Genomic DNA, 14,369 nt, shown 5'->3' with positions numbered 1-14,369 from the left:
TTATCGTATGACGCCGATCACGGAGGTGGAGGGGCGGCGGCTGTCGCTCAGCAATCTCGACAAGGTGCTGTATCCGGCCACCGGGACGACCAAGGGCGAGGTGCTGCACTACTACGCGGCCACGGCGGCCGAGGTCATGCTGCCGCACCTGCGTGACCGTCCGCTGTCGTTCCTGCGGTACCCGGACGGCCCGGAAGGACTCCGCTTCTTCACGAAGAACCCGCCACCGGGTACACCCGACTGGGTCGGCACCGCACCCGTCCCCCGCAGCGACGATCCGGAAGCCCGCCAGGTGCTGGCCCAGGACCTGCCGTCGCTGATGTGGGCGGCGAACCTGGTCGTGGAGTTCCACACCCACCAGTGGCTGCGGGACTCGCCGGCGATCGCCGACCGGATGGTGTTCGACCTCGACCCGGGCCCTCCGGCGGGAGTGGTCGAGTGCTGCCGGGTCGCCGTCTGGCTGCGGGAGCGGCTGGCCGCCGACGGGCTGTCCGCCTACGGGAAGACATCCGGCTCGAAGGGCCTGCACCTGCTCGTCCCGCTGGAGCCCACCCCGTCCGAGGACGTGACGGCCTACGCGAGGCGGCTGGCCGTGGAGGCCCAGGACGCGCTGGCCGGACTGGCCGTCCACCGCATGACGCGTTCGCTGCGCCCGGGCAAGGTGTTCGTGGATTTCAGCCAGAACGCCGCGGCGAAGACGACGGCGGCCCCGTACACCCTCAGGGCGAGGTCCGGCCCCACCGTGTCCGCTCCCGTCACCTGGGAGGAGATCGAGGCGTGCGAGACCCCGGAGGAACTCGTCGTGCTCGCCGGGGACATGCCGGCACGCCTGGACCGGTACGGCGATCTGCTCGCTCCGCTGCACGACTCCCGGCAGGCCGGGAAGCTGCCCGGCGACTGAGCGGAACGGGGCGCGCACAGCCTGTTCACGGACCGCAAAGCAGGCCGGGGAATGGCCGCACGAGGAGGGCGGATCGCCCCGGGGGTGGTGCACACTCTGCCCAGACACCGGGTCGCGGGCGACGGTCCGTCCGGGGGCCGCCAGCGGGCAGGACACGGGGAGGGCGTGGCGTGTTCACGGGGATCGACGAGGTCGACTGGGCCTCGATGAGGCATGCCTACGGGCCGGCGGACGATGTGCCGGTTCTCCTCCGCGGACTCGCCTCGGCCGATCCGGCCGAGCGGGAGAACGCGCTGGACGGCATGTACGGCGCGGTGCACCACCAGGGCGACGTGTACGCCTGCACGCTCGCCAGCATCCCGTTCCTCTTCGAGCTGGCCGTCGATCCGGCGATACCCGACCGCGGCGGTGTCATCGAGCTGCTGACCAGCATCGGCGGTATCGAGCTCGACGAGGACGAGGAGGACGGGCTCGACGATCTGGACGCCGAGGAGATCGAGGGCGTCGCCAACTACGCCATGGCGGCGGCGGCCGTCTCGGCCGGCTCACCGGTCTTCTTCGAACTGGTCGCCGACGAGGACCCCGGGGTGCGGCTGGCCGCCCCGCTGGCGCTGGCCACCCTGCACCCCGCGCCGGGCAGGGTCCTCACCCTGCTGCGGGAGCGGCTGCCCGTCGAGTCCGACGGCGAGGTGCGGCGGGCTCTCGTGGAGGCCGCCGGGCGGATCGCCCTGCGGCACCGGTCGCTGGCGCCCGGCGCGGCCGACTGGCTGAGCCGGCTCGCGTCGGAGGCGTACCCGCCCGGGCTCCGCCTCGCGGCACTCGCGCAGCTCGCCCGGTGCGCCCCCGACGCGCTCCCCGGCGACGTCGTGCCGGTGGTGTCCGGGCTGCTGCGGGACCTGCGCTCCGGTCCGGGCCGGCCGGCCCGGACCGGTGGCGTCCCGGCCGGAGGGGACGGCGCGGGGTCCGGTGGCCTGACCGGCCTGCTGCGGGAGCTCTCCGCCGGGGAGTCCGCCGGGCGGAGCGCTCCGTGGACCGCCGATCTGCTGCGGACCCTGCACGCCGGACTCGGCGACCGCGTGGCGGACCGCACGGCGCTGCTGAAGGACCAGCTGGGCAGCCCCGACCCCGGGCAGCGGCTGGACGCCGTACGGATGAGCGGTGGACTGATCGGGGGCTGGCGCGGGTCCTACGAGGAGCTGGTCCGGCTGGTCGGGACACAGCTCTCCGACCCGGAACCCCGGCTGGCCGAGGCCGCCGCGTACACCCTGGACGGGCTGTGCGCGCTGGCCGTACCGGCCGGTGACGCCCTGGCGCGGCGGGTGGCGGCGGATCCGGGGGCCTGGGTGAGGGAGTGGGCCAGTGGCCCCCCGGGGCTCGACCCGGCGGTGAAGGCCCTGGCCAAGGCGGGGGACATACGGGCGCTGCCCGCCCTGGAGGCCGCGCTGGACCGGCCCGAGGTGCCGGGAGACGTGGGGTTCGTGATCGGCTTCCTGGGCGATGCGGCCGCCCCGCTCGCCGGGCCGCTGCGCCGGAGGCTGGGTGAGGTCGGTCTGGACGAGGACGCGTACGACCGGGCGAGCCCGCTGCTGGCCGGCCTGACGGCGTTGCGCGCCGGTGAGGCGGCACCCGAGGTGCTGCGGGTGCTGCGGGAGGCGCCGGAGTACCGGGGCGAGTGGCTGCGCACCGCCGCGCTGCGGGCCCTGGGCTCCTTCGGCCCCGCGGCTCGCTGCGCGGTGCCGGAGCTCCGGCGGCTCGCGGGGCGGCCCGGTACGTCCTCGGCGGCCGAGGCCGCCGAAGCCCTGTGGGCGGTCACCGGGGACGCCGACGCGGTCCTGCCCGCGCTGGCCGAGGGACTGCGCGCCGAGCAGGCGCGGGACTGCCGGACCGCGGCGAGCGCGCTGGGCGCGCTGGGGCCCCGGGCCGCGGTCGTGGCGCCCCGGCTGCGGGCCCTGCTCTCGCACGGCGAGCTCTGGCTCCGGGTGGACGCGGCGATCGCCCTGTGGGAGATCACGGGACGGGCCGCCGAGGTGGTGCCCGTGCTCCTGAGCGCCTGGGAGGAGAACTGCCACGTCAGGATCCGGGTGGCGGAATGCCTGGCGCGCATGGGCCCCGGCGGTGCAGGCTCGGAGGCGACACGGGTGCTGCGCGCCGAGCTTTTGTCCGTACGCCGGCACACGGCGTCGGACGGCGGATTCGGCGCCGGGCACAACGCCCATGGGGACGAGAGGCTGCTGGCGCTGTGCCGGCGGGCACTTCAGGAAGACACGGGGAAGGGAACGACATCATGATCATCTTCGGTACGCGAGGCTACCTCTACCAGCTGGCGGTCCTCACGATGGTGTGCGGCTGGTGCGGCAACCCGGCGGCGCACACCCTGCGCAAGCGGGTCACCAAGTTCACGCTGTTCTTCGTGCCGCTCTTCCCCTTCTCCACGAAGTACGCGACGCAGTGCACCTTCTGCGGCGGGGAGCGGCAGATACCGAAGGAGCAGGCGGACCAGCTCCTGGCGCAGGCCCAGGGCGGCCAGGACGGCGCCAATCCCTTCGGCGCGGCGCCGCAGCAGCCCGGTTACGCGCCCGGCGGCCAGAACCCCTACCAGAACTGACCCGGCCGGGCGGGCCGCCGAGTGGTGCCACGAAGCTGACATAAGGGAAATAACACTCACCTCTTGCTACGTTGCGGAGCATGACCGCACCGACGGCGGACACACGCCCGCCCGAGCTACGCCTGCCCAAGCGGCGCGGGGTCGAGCTGTCGCTCCTGGTCGGGGCGGTGCTCATCTCCGTATACGGCTACGCCGCCGTCGGACTCGCCCGCAACGGCGCGGTGCCGCCGGATGTCGCCGGGTACGGCGCCGGGCTCGGGCTCCTCGCCCTCCTGGCCCACCTCGCCGTCCGCTTCCGCGCCCCCTACGCGGACCCGCTGCTGCTGCCCATCGCCGTCCTGCTCAACGGGCTGGGCCTCGTACTCATCTACCGGCTCGACCTGGAGACCCCGGGTGACCAGGCGGCGACGACGCAGCTGGTCTGGTCCACCCTCGGGGTCGCCTTCTTCATCGCCGTCGTGGTCCTGCTGGAGGACCACCGCGTGCTCCAGCGCTACGCCTACCTCTCGGTCGCGGCGGCGCTGGTGCTGCTGATCGTGCCGATCTTCTTCCCCGCCGTGAACGGCGCCAAGATCTGGATCCGGATCGGCGGACTCTCCTTCCAGCCCGGCGAGTTCGCCAAGATCCTGCTCGCCGTGTTCTTCGCGGCCTACCTCGCCGCGAACCGCAACGCCCTCGCCTACACCGGCCGCAGGATCTGGCGGATCCAGTTCCCCACGGGCCGGGTGCTCGGGCCCATCGTCGCCATCTGGCTGCTCAGCGTCGGTGTCCTCGTCCTCGAACGGGATCTCGGCACCTCGCTGCTCTTCTTCGGTCTCTTCGTGATCCTGCTCTACGTGGCGACCGGACGGACGGGCTGGATCGCCGTGGGGCTGCTCCTCGCCGCGGCCGGGGCCTTCGCAGTCGGCTCGTTCGAACCCCATGTGCACAGCCGGGTGGAGGACTGGCTCGACCCGTACGCCACGATCGACGCCGGACAGGGCCCCAGCCAGCTCGCCCAGTCGCTCTTCGCCTTCGCCGCGGGCGGCATGCTCGGCACAGGTCTCGGGCTCGGCCACTCCGTCCTCATCGGGTTCGCCGCGAAGTCCGACTTCATCCTGGCCACCGCGGGAGAGGAACTCGGACTGGCCGGGCTCACCGCGGTCTTCCTGCTGTACGCGCTGCTGGTGGCCCGCGGCTTCCGGGCGGGGCTGGCGCTGCGGGACCCCTTCGGGCGGCTGCTGTCCGTCGGGCTCGCCTCGATCCTGGCCCTCCAGGTCTTCGTGATCGCGGGTGGGGTGATGGGACTGATCCCGCTGACGGGCATGGCGATGCCGTTCCTCGCGCAGGGCGGCTCGTCCGTCGTCACCAACTGGATCATCGTGGCGCTGCTGATCAGGGTCAGTGACGTGGCCCGGACCCCCGACCCCGGCGCCGCGCCGGCCCCCGCCGTGGAGGAACGGTGATCCCCTACATCCGGCGTGCCGCCGCGTTCTGCCTCCTGCTGCTGCTCGCCCTGCTGGCGAACGCCGCCCGGGTCCAGCTCTTCGAGGCCGACGAACTCGACGCGAACCCGGCGAACCGCCGTACCACCATCGACCGTTACGACCAGCCGCGCGGCGACATCCTGGTCGGCGACGAGCCGGTCACCGGCTCGAAGGACACCGGAGAGCAGCTCGCGTACGAGCGCACCTACCGGCACGGCCCGCTCTACGCGCCGGTGACGGGCTACGCCTCGCAGACGTACGGCACCTCGCTGCTGGAGAACGCCGAGGACGACGTGCTGTCCGGCACCGCCGCGGTCCTGGCCCCGCTCCCGCTCTGGGGTGACCTGACCCGCAGCCGGCAGCCCGGCGGTGACGTCGTCACCACCGTCGACGACCGGGTGCAGCGCGCCGCCTACGAGGGCCTGGACGGCCGGCGCGGCGCGGTCGCGGCCCTCGACCCGGCCACCGGCCGGATCCTGGCCCTGGTCTCCTCGCCCTCGTACGATCCCGAGGTGCTCTCCGGCACCGGGTCCGCGGTCACGGACGCCTGGACCCGGCTGAACCGCGCGTCGAGCAGGCCGATGCTGAACCGGGCCATCCGGCAGACCTATCCGCCCGGTTCGGCCTTCAAGATCGTGACCGCTGCGGCGGCGCTGGACTCGGGCGTGGTCACCGACCCGGACGCGGAGACCGACACCCCGTCGCCGTACGTCCTGCCGGGCACCTCGACCGTGCTGCCCAACGAGGCACGGGGTTGCGAGAAGGCGTCGCTGGCGGACGCGATCCGGGTCTCCTGCAACACGGTGATGGCCCATCTGGGCGTCCAGGTGGGCCTGGACGGGATGGTGGAGACGGCGGAGGGCTTCGGTTTCAACGACGACGGCCTCGGGATCCCGTCACGCGTGGCCCGCAGCAACTTCGACACCGACATGAGCGACGACCAGCTCGCCCAGTCCTCGATCGGCCAGTTCGACACGGCGGCGACACCGCTCCAGATGGCGATGGTGGCCTCCGCGGTGGCCAACGGCGGCGAACTGATGCGTCCGACGCTGGTCGACCGGGTGACCACCGACGACGGCGACACGGTCCGCCGGCAGGGTACGGACTCCTACCACCGGGCGATGGAACCGACGACGGCCCAGCAGCTCCAGCGGATGATGGTGGACGTCGTGGAGAACGGCACCGGGGCCAACGCGGCGATCGACGGGGTGACCGTCGGCGGCAAGACGGGCACCGCACAGCACGGGGTGGACAACTCCGGCACCCCCTACGCCTGGTTCATCGCCTGGGCGCAGGCCCCGGACTCCGGCCGGCCCGCGGTCGCGGTGGCGGTGGTCGTGGAGGACGCGGCGGCCGACCGGGCCGACGTCAGCGGCGGCGGCAACGCCGCCCCGATCGCCCGGGCGGTGATGGAGGAGGCGCTGCGGGGCTGAGGCCGCTCCACCGACACTGGGTGCATGACATCGGCCCTGGAGGAGTCACTCGCCCGGATCGACCGGCTCGACCCGGAACTGTGCGCCTTCACGGAGGTGTGGCACGAGGAGGCGCGGGCCCGCCTGGAGACCGCCCTGCGCCTTCCGCTCGCCGGGCTGCCGTTCGCCGTCAAGGGCCGCACGGGGATCCGCTCGTACACCGCCCGCCGGCTCATCGCGGCCGGCGGCATCCCGGTCGGCGCGACGTCCGTCCCCGGCCCGGGCACGGCATGGCGGACCTGGGGGCAGGGGGCCCACGGACGTACGGTCAACCCCTGGCGCCGCGACCGGACTCCGGGCGGCTCGTCGGCCGGCTCGGCGGTGGCCGTCGCCGCGGGCATGGTGGAGCTGGCGACGGGCGCGGACGGCGCCGGGTCGGTGCGGATCCCGGCGGCGTGGTGCGGGGTGTTCGGGCTGCGGACGACGGCCGGCCTCCTGCCCTCCCCGGACCGTACGGGGCTGGCCTCCGCCGGGCTGCTCGCGAGGTCGGCCGCGACCGCCGCGCGCTGCCTGCCCCATCTCGTGGAGGGTTACGCACCGCGCCCGGCCCGGCTGCCTGTTCCGGCGGTCTACAGCCCGGACCTGGGCTTCGCACGGGTGGATCCTGAGGTGGAGCGGGTGACCCGTGGCGCCGTGGAGGCACTGGCTGCGGCCGGCGCGGTCCGCCTGGTGCCGGGCGTGTGCGACCTGCTCGACCCGGCGGAGGCATGGCAGGCGGTGCGCGCGGGAGCGCCGACGCCCGCCACGGACCGGCTCCGGGCGGCCAACAACCGCACCCTGGATGCCCTCTTCGACCGCGTACCCCTGCTGCTGACGCCGGTCACGCCCTGCCCTCCCCACGGCCACGAGGGCCCGGGGGACGTCTACTCCACAGCGCTCACCTGGGCGTTCAACCTCAGCGGCCACCCAGCCGCGAGCCTGCCCGCCGGCTTCACCGGCGACGGCTGTCCCGTCGGCCTCCAACTGGTCGCCGGCCGGGGGCAGGACGCGGCGCTGCTCGGCACGGCGTGCGCGCTGGAGCGTGGCCCCGGCCGGGTGCTCCCGGCGGGCACCGCGCCTCCGCTCATCCGGTGAGCAGCCCCCGCGCGGATGCCAGGGCGTAGGCCGCCAGCGTGTAGGCATCGGTGATCCGGTGCTCCGTGAGCAGGGCGCGGAACGCGTCGGGGGACACGGCACGGTAGGCGTCGATCCCCTCGGCCCGGGGGCCGGCACCGGGCTCGGACCGGATCTCCGTCCCCTCCAGGCGCGCCAGGTAGAGCTGGTCGGTTCCGGCCTTCAGACCGGTGTCGCTGTGCAGGGGACCGAGGTGGACGAGTTCCCCGACCGGCATGCCCAGTTCCTCGAAGAGTTCCCTGCGAGCGGTCTGCGTACCTCGCTCCCCCGGATCTCCGAAGCCCCGGGGAATCTCCCAGTGCCAGGCGCGGGCGGCGTGCCGGAACTGCCGGAGCAGGACGATGCGCCCGTCGGCGAGGACGGGGAGTACCGCGGCCCCGTCCGCGTCCCCCTGCGGCACCACCCGGACGTACGTGCCGAGATCTCCGGTACGGAACCGCACGGCGTCGCGGACCAGGGTGAAGTAGGGGTCGCTGTAGACGACTCCGATGTCGGCGTAGTGGGCCGGCAGCCCGCGCGCCGCCATCCTCCGCGCGGTGCTCTCGTACGCTCGCTCCTGGTCGGCCGGATCGAGCAGGATCTCGTAGGCCGCCCCGGGAGGGTTGACGAACATGCCCGGGCGGCCGGCCCTCAGCGCGTCGTACGCGGCGAGTTTGACCCGCCTGCCGGATGTGGTGCGCTCAGCGTCCACGCGGGCTCCTGTCCCCTCCGCACTGTCCCGTCGCGATGCCGTTCCGGGCCGGTTCGCACCATCATAGGTAGAGGGCCAGAGGCATCTGGTCGATCCGGGTGCCCAGTTGTGTGTAGGTGTCCACCGCGCGCCGGTAGTGCTCGTGCAGCGTCAGGACGACGTCGAAGACTCCGGTACCGGAGCTGTCCAGGGTCTCTCTGCTCGCCCTGAGCAGGGTGCTCACCGTGGACACCATCGCCCCGTCGGCGACCGACCAGAGCGGTACACCGATCGCTCCGGCTCCGCTGATGATCAGGGAGCGCATGAATCCGAGGACGTCACCGCCGTCCGAACGCATGCCCTGTCCGGCCAGGCAGGCCCCGAGCACGGTCAGTTTGTTCCTCGGCAGAGTGACCCGCAGTGCCACGTCGTACTGGGTGAGCCGGTCCGTGGTCCCCAGGTAGAGGAGCGGGTCACCCGACCCCCCGCTCCACTCCACATAGGTGCCGTGACCGGCGTAGACGAAGAACTCCGGTTCGGTCGCGACCAGTTCGGCCAGACCGTCCCAGTCGGCACGGTGAGCACCCGGGATGCGGCCCTCCAGAGCCGGCGGGACCCTGCCCGCGACGTGCACACGGTCCTCGGGCCATCCGGACGCGGTGAGCTCACCGCCCGTGGCGGCTTCGTCGGTGGACATCAGGGCGGCCAGATCGTCGTCGTCCTCCATGAGCTGCTTCTTGAGGAGGTGCCTCCCCCGCGCGACGAACGTCGTCACGCTCACGGAGTGCGAGAGCGGCACCCGGGCGGCCAGCGGGTCGAGACCGCCGGGCTCGGTGGCCACGTGCAGGGGGATCGCGAAGAGGTCGTCCGTGGGGACGAGGGTGAGGTGGGTGAGTGCCTCGCCTCGCCCGGCATGGGGCCAGAACGGGGCGATCAGCAGGTCCCAGACCTGGTGGCAGGTGTCCGGCAGCGGCACGTATCCGGTGCGGATGTCCGCGAGCACGCGTTCGGCGAGCGCGGCGACGTCCTGGTAGGGAAGGGGGCGGCACAGGGTGAGCAGCCCCGCCTTGCACACCATGATGCCGAGGGAGTCCGGCTCCGGCGTCTCCCCACCGTCGAAGCGCGGGTCGACGGGCCCGCCGTAGCGGAAGTACCGCACCACGCAGGCGCCCGGATGGTTGAGGGTGTACTGCACCAGCTGGTGCGCGATGTCCTCGTCGTGTGTGGCATTGCTGAGCGGGTGGCGGAGGAAGTGCTGCTCGTACTGCTCCTCACGTTCCTCCAGGAGCTTCCTCGCCGCGAGGGTCTCCGCCTCGCCCATCGACCCGAGCGCCGAGCGCCTGCCCGTCCCGCCGGCCCCGGCGGGGGCCGCGGTACCGGCCAGCATGGTGGAGGGCGGGCCGAAGGCGGGGGGTGCGGACGAGGCGAGCAGGTCCAGCAGTTCGCGGCCGGAGGACTCCTCGACGAGCGACAGAATCCCTTCGAGGCTCCTCTGCCGGTGGTCGCACGCGGTGACCCGCCTTCCGATCGCCCGGAGGAACACCGGCCGGACGTGGCGGGAATACGTCCTCTTGTACACGGGCAGGGCGATCGCCTCGCGCACCGAACGGGCCATCCTCAGCCACCGGTCGACCACGTCGCCGGGCCGGCTGCCGGCGGGCAGCTTCGCCGCCGCCTGGCTGTACAGGCCCAGCGTGTAGGCGTAGAAGTCGACGTCGAGTCCGGAACGCCGCTCGGCCCCGGCGGCGTCACGCTCCAGGTCGTCCAGCAGACGTGTCAGCTCGGGCAGCCCGTCGGCGCCCGCCCTCCCGGCCAGCTGCTGGCGCGCGATACGGCGTCCCCTGGGCCAGCCGGGGCCGGCCGTCCCGTCCTCGGCGGTGCCGAGGTCGCGCAGCGCCTCGAACAGCGGCGTCGGGTCGCCGGGGTCGCAGAACGCCTCGTTGAGCAGCGACTGGGCCATGCGGTAGACGTCGCCCAGCCCTTCCGAGACCGCCTTGGAGGCCCTGGTCTGCTGGAGCGACTGCTCCGTACGCCCTTCCTGGCGAAGGGCTGTGGCCACGTTGTGCAGGGCGTTGGACCAGCCGCGCAGGAACTCCCGGTGCCGGGCCGGGGTCGAGGAGGTGGGAACGGCCTCCAGAGTGACCCCTCGGGCCTGCGCGAGGCCGACGACGCGGTCCCGGGTCCGCCGCATCGGCGAGGCGAAGTCACGTGGCGCCCCGCCGCCGCCCTGCCGTGCGGCCTGGCCCTGCTCCTCGAACTCCGCCCGCGCGTGGTTGCTGATCAGATCCGGCCAGGCCCACCACACCCCATGGGCCTCGGCCACCCCGACCGCGGTCTCGAACGCGATCCTCGCCGCGGTGTAGCTCCCGAGCCGGTAACGCACCCTGCCCACGCCGTCGTACCAGCGGGCCACGACGTACGCCGTGAAGGCATCGGAGCCGGCCGGCGGCCGCCCGCCGGCGGTCAGGTCCGCGAGCAGCCGCTCGGCGTCAGGCCGGGACGCCTCGATGAGCCGCAGGGCGGTCAGCGGTTCGTACGTGACATCGGCCCGGACGATCTCGCACCAGTGGGCACCCACCCTCCGTGCGAGACCCCGGGCGCCTGTGGACGGATCGGGGGAATGGGCGCCGGCGAGGTGCAGCAGGCCGATGGCGGTCGCCTGCCTCATGGGGGCGTCGAAGTCGACGTCGTACCGGAGGATCAGGTCCTCCACGTCGAGGGAGCCGACGAAGTCCTCGATCGCCTCGACGTGCTCGCCTGCACGGCCGCCGCTCATGTGGAGGACCCCTGGGTCCGGCGTGCCGAGGTCGTGCGCCGCGGTCCTGACGGGGCGCCCTCGACGTGCGTGGCGCCGGACGAACGCCGCAGCAGCCGGTCGACGGCGAGGACCGCCGCCCCCGCGGCCGCCACGGCGCCGGGCAGGGTCCAGACGGCCTGCGTCGGTCCGGCCCCCCACACCACCCCGTAGCCGGTGACCGCGAGCCATCCGACGGCTGCCCCCGCCAGACCGGCCACCACCCGGTCCAGCCAGCGGTGCCGGTGGACGCCGAGTGCGACCCCGGTCCAGCGCAGCACCGATACCGGCAGGGCGAGCGCGAAGGCGGTCAGCACCGCGATGAGCGGGGACTGGAGCGGCTTGGGCAGCGGGAGTTCGTACTCCAGCGTCTGCACCGCGGCCAGGCCGGTGAGTACGGCGCCGAGCACGGAGGTCTGGATGAGCGTCAGCAGGCTGCGCTCGTCCGACATCGCCCGGTCGGTCGCCGCGCGGGCCTGCGCGCGCACGGAGTCCGCACGTTCCCGGGCCGCCTCCAGATGGAGGCGGTCGTCGTCGACCCTCTGGATCAGGCGCTCGGCGAAGGCCCGGTCGCTCTCGGGCCAGCTGGGACCCGTACCGATCCGCCGCACCGCCGGGGTGTAGGGAAGCAGGTTGTCCATACCGGCGGCAACCGTGTTGCTGAACTGCCTCTGCCGGGTGATCGTCCACAGCATGCCCTGGGGGCTCGTCTGGGTGCTGTCGAGCTGCGCCGCCGTCCGGACGACGCCCTCGAGCGACTGGCGTCCGCCGGCGGAGTCCAGCTCGCGCAGCAGGGCGTTGGTCCAGCGGTCGCTCTCCTCGATACGGCTGGGCACCGAGTCCCGTTCGTCGTACCGCTGCGCCTGGTACCGGATCTTCGACATGTGCATCAGGTAGCGGGCGAGCGGCCGCAGGCGGTGCTCGCCCGGGGCGTACCACACCCATTCGTCCAGAGCCGCTTCCCGCTCGGAGGGCGCCAGGACGTAGAAGCGCCCCGGGGTCTCCGGGGTGCCCGTCTGTTCCCGCCAGACCGAGAACCCCTGGTCGGTCCGGTCGAACCCCGCCCACCAGGCTCCTCGGCCGTGCCCTCCCGCGGGCGCGTGCGCGCGCACGGCCTCGCGGAGGAACCCGTCGTCAGCGGGCCCCTCGACGAGGGCCTCGAAGACGTGGTGCCGGCCGAGCAGTCCTCGGAGCACGTCCGGAGGCCCGGCCGCCCGTACAGCCCGCTCCCAGCCGTCGTGGATGTCCGCCCACTGCTCGGGGCCCGCCGCCGTGTCGTTCGGCGCGAGGACACAGACGAGCCCGGTCACGTCGCGGTCCGCGAAGGAGTAGGCCTGGTACACCGCCTGCGGATCCGGGCGGTACGCAGCCGACAGGAACCGGAGGCCCGGTACGACGGATTCCGCGCGGTCGAAGCCGCCGTGTTCGGCGGGCAGTCCGGTTCCCGGCACCTGCTCGGTCATGCCGAGCTCCCGGCACGCCTCCCAGAGGCACTCCAGTGCTCTCCGGCCGTCTCCGGTCCCTCCGGGGCCCTGCGCCGCGAACGCCATGGCGACGAGGGCCGGCTTACGGATCGCAGCGCGTCCGGAGCCGGTCACCTCGTGGTTTCCCGGGCCGGTGGCTCACCGGGGCCGTCCGGATCGGTACCCACCTCCGCGATCAGCAGGCTGCGCCGTTCGTCCAGTTCGTCGCCGATGGGGTGAACGCCCGGCCCCAGGGTGTGGGTGACTCGACGCGGCTGCTTCCGTTCGAGCGGCTCCAGCGCCGCGAGCGCGGTACGCACACCGTCGGTGTCCCCGGTGGCATGGGCCTCGTGGATCGCGCGGAAGACGTCGTCGACGATCCGCCAGTCCGCGTCGTCCAGGACCCACTGCCCGGTCTTGGCGATGCGTTCGATCAGTTGCCCTGTGTCCATGAGCCCCCCAGCACGACGAACGGCCCCGTCGTCGCCCGGCGCCGGCACGGCTGCGGCGGATGGGTGCACGGCCCGGCGGACGGGCCGTCAGAATAGCCGCAGGACGGCCTGTCCCGCCGTCGAATTCCCGTCAGTCACCGGGTGCCGGGGGCATCGGTCCCTCCGGTCAGGTGTCCGATGCGCCGCCGTCCGCGATCGCCTCCGCGACCTCCGCCACCCGGGCCTGCTCCTCGACGGCGAACCGGTCCCGGTCCAGCTGCTCGGCGATCTCCTCGTCCTGGGCCATCAGCAGGTCGAGGTCGGAGTCGCCCAGCTCGAGGACGCCCATGTCGACGTACGCCTTCTGGAGCCGTGCGCCCCAGAGACCGATGTCCTTGACGCAGGGGACGATCCTGCTGAACAGCAGCTTGCGGAAGAGCTGGAGGTACTCCGAGTGCTCGGAGAGCTCCTTGGCCTCCTGCCTGGCGATACCGAAGTTCTCCAGGACCTCGACGCCGCTGAGCCGGTCGCGCATCAGGTAGCAGCCCTCGATGACGAACTCCTCGCGCTCGCGCAGTTCGGCGTCGCTCAGCTGCTTGTAGTAGTCGCGCAGCGCCATGCGTCCGAAGGCCACGTGCCGCGCCTCGTCCTGCATGACGTAGGCGAGGATCTGCTTGGGCAGCGGCTTGGTGGTGGTGTCGCGGATCATGCCGAAGGCGGCCAGCGCGAGCCCTTCGATGAGGACCTGCATGCCGAGGTAGGGCATGTCCCAGCGGGAGTCGCGCAGGGTGTCGCCGAGCAGCCCCTGGAGGCTGCCGTTGACGGGATACAGCATCCCGACCTTCTCGTGGAGGAAGCGGCCGTAGATCTCCGCGTGCCGCGCCTCGTCCATGGTCTGGGTCGCGGAGTAGAACTTCGCGTCCAGGTCGGGGACCGACTCGACGATCCTGGCCGCGCAGACCATCGCGCCCTGCTCACCGTGGAGGAACTGGCTGAACTGCCATGAGGTGTAGTGCCTGCGCAGCGCACCGCGGTCCCGCTCGGTCATCTTCGCCCAGTGCGGGGTGCCGTACAGGGTGAGCGCCTCGTCGGGGGTGCCGAGCGGGTCGGCGGGATCGACCTCCAGGCTCCAGTCGATGCGCTTGTTGCCGTCCCACTGCTTGTCCTTGCCCTTCTGGTAGAGGGCGAGGAGGCGTTCGCGGCCGTCGTCGTAGTCCCAGTTGAAGCGGGCGGCCCCGGTGGCCGGCACCTGCCAAGTCGGCGCGGCGGGCGGGGTGGTGTAGAGGTCGTGTGTCGACACGGACAGCTCCTTCGCCTGGCGAGGGTCGTGCATTCCGTGGTGCTGACGTCAGTTGGCAGGTTCACACGTTGGTAGACGGGCGGTCAACAAGTCGCGCACGGGGGATTGACTGCCTTGCTGACAAGCAGTCTCATAATCCTGACCGGAAACCTGA

Annotated in this window: 11 protein-coding genes; 6 read left to right on the top strand and 5 right to left on the bottom strand. The window is 72.9% G+C overall.

Translation table 11 applies throughout. From position 1 onward, the window contains the following. Window positions 1–7 precede the first annotated feature (7 nt). The 6 genes from ligD (at window position 8) to ACFXOA_RS27215 (ending at window position 7,518) form a co-directional block, all read left to right on the top strand. Window positions 8–901, top strand: coding sequence for a non-homologous end-joining DNA ligase (ligD, locus tag ACFXOA_RS27240; protein ID WP_385033860.1), 894 nt, complete (start codon window positions 8–10; stop codon window positions 899–901). A 170-nt stretch (window positions 902–1,071) separates the two neighbouring features. Continuing rightward, window positions 1,072–3,189 (top strand): HEAT repeat domain-containing protein, encoded by a 2,118-nt coding sequence (locus ACFXOA_RS27235; RefSeq protein ID WP_385033857.1) that lies wholly within the window; start codon window positions 1,072–1,074, stop codon window positions 3,187–3,189. Beyond that, window positions 3,186–3,506, top strand: a complete 321-nt coding sequence (locus tag ACFXOA_RS27230; protein ID WP_385033854.1) for a zinc-ribbon domain-containing protein — start codon at window positions 3,186–3,188, stop codon at window positions 3,504–3,506. The genes ACFXOA_RS27235 and ACFXOA_RS27230 overlap by 4 nt, the downstream gene beginning before the upstream one ends. A gap of 80 nt (window positions 3,507–3,586) precedes the next feature. Further along, entirely contained in the window at window positions 3,587–4,951 is a 1,365-nt protein-coding gene (locus ACFXOA_RS27225) for an FtsW/RodA/SpoVE family cell cycle protein (protein ID WP_385033851.1), read from the top strand. Then, entirely contained in the window at window positions 4,948–6,405 is a 1,458-nt protein-coding gene (locus tag ACFXOA_RS27220; protein ID WP_385033848.1) for a peptidoglycan D,D-transpeptidase FtsI family protein, read from the top strand. Before ACFXOA_RS27225 ends, ACFXOA_RS27220 begins: the two co-directional genes overlap by 4 nt. A gap of 24 nt (window positions 6,406–6,429) precedes the next feature. After that, complete coding sequence (locus ACFXOA_RS27215; protein ID WP_385033845.1) at window positions 6,430–7,518, top strand: amidase family protein; 1,089 nt, start codon at window positions 6,430–6,432, stop codon at window positions 7,516–7,518. Here ACFXOA_RS27215 and ACFXOA_RS27210 read toward each other — a convergent pair. The 5 genes from ACFXOA_RS27210 to ACFXOA_RS27190 all read right to left on the bottom strand — a co-directional run bounded on the left by ACFXOA_RS27210 (window position 7,508) and on the right by ACFXOA_RS27190 (window position 14,215). Beyond that, on the bottom strand, window positions 7,508–8,248 hold the full coding sequence (locus ACFXOA_RS27210) for an NUDIX hydrolase (protein ID WP_385033842.1): 741 nt from the start codon (window positions 8,246–8,248) through the stop codon (window positions 7,508–7,510). The two genes, ACFXOA_RS27215 and ACFXOA_RS27210, sit on opposite strands and share 11 nt — an antisense overlap. Window positions 8,249–8,309: 61 nt before the next feature. Further along, window positions 8,310–11,003, bottom strand: a complete 2,694-nt coding sequence (locus tag ACFXOA_RS27205; RefSeq protein ID WP_385033839.1) for a CHAT domain-containing protein — start codon at window positions 11,001–11,003, stop codon at window positions 8,310–8,312. Further along, entirely contained in the window at window positions 11,000–12,619 is a 1,620-nt protein-coding gene (locus ACFXOA_RS27200; protein WP_385033836.1) for a CATRA conflict system CASPASE/TPR repeat-associated protein, read from the bottom strand. The genes ACFXOA_RS27205 and ACFXOA_RS27200 overlap by 4 nt, the downstream gene beginning before the upstream one ends. Then, window positions 12,616–12,936 carry a CATRA system-associated protein gene (locus ACFXOA_RS27195; protein WP_385033833.1) on the bottom strand — a complete coding sequence of 107 codons (321 nt, stop codon included), beginning with the start codon at window positions 12,934–12,936 and terminating at the stop codon, window positions 12,616–12,618. The genes ACFXOA_RS27200 and ACFXOA_RS27195 overlap by 4 nt, the downstream gene beginning before the upstream one ends. 166 nt (window positions 12,937–13,102) lie before the next feature. Then, window positions 13,103–14,215, bottom strand: coding sequence for a diiron oxygenase (locus ACFXOA_RS27190; RefSeq protein WP_385033830.1), 1,113 nt, complete (start codon window positions 14,213–14,215; stop codon window positions 13,103–13,105). Window positions 14,216–14,369 lie beyond the last annotated feature (154 nt).

The sequence above is a fragment of the Streptomyces sp. NPDC059166 genome (assembly GCF_042755185.1).
Lineage (GTDB): Bacteria > Actinomycetota > Actinomycetes > Streptomycetales > Streptomycetaceae > Streptomyces.
The sequence above is the reverse complement of the archived record's forward strand: the minus strand, read 5'-3'. Positions and strand labels throughout refer to the sequence as shown.

Bases quoted from the DNA above. Each gene is read 5' to 3' on its own strand.
- ligD (WP_385033860.1), top strand. From the start codon at position 8: ATGACGCCGATCACGGAGGTGGAGGGGCGGCGGCTGTCGCTCAGCAAT.
- ACFXOA_RS27230 (WP_385033854.1), top strand. From the start codon at position 3,186: ATGATCATCTTCGGTACGCGAGGCTACCTCTACCAGCTGGCGGTCCTC.
- ACFXOA_RS27225 (WP_385033851.1), top strand. From the start codon at position 3,587: ATGACCGCACCGACGGCGGACACACGCCCGCCCGAGCTACGCCTGCCC.
- ACFXOA_RS27215 (WP_385033845.1), top strand. From the start codon at position 6,430: ATGACATCGGCCCTGGAGGAGTCACTCGCCCGGATCGACCGGCTCGAC.
- ACFXOA_RS27205 (WP_385033839.1), bottom strand. From the start codon at position 11,003: ATGAGCGGCGGCCGTGCAGGCGAGCACGTCGAGGCGATCGAGGACTTC.
- ACFXOA_RS27195 (WP_385033833.1), bottom strand. From the start codon at position 12,936: ATGGACACAGGGCAACTGATCGAACGCATCGCCAAGACCGGGCAGTGG.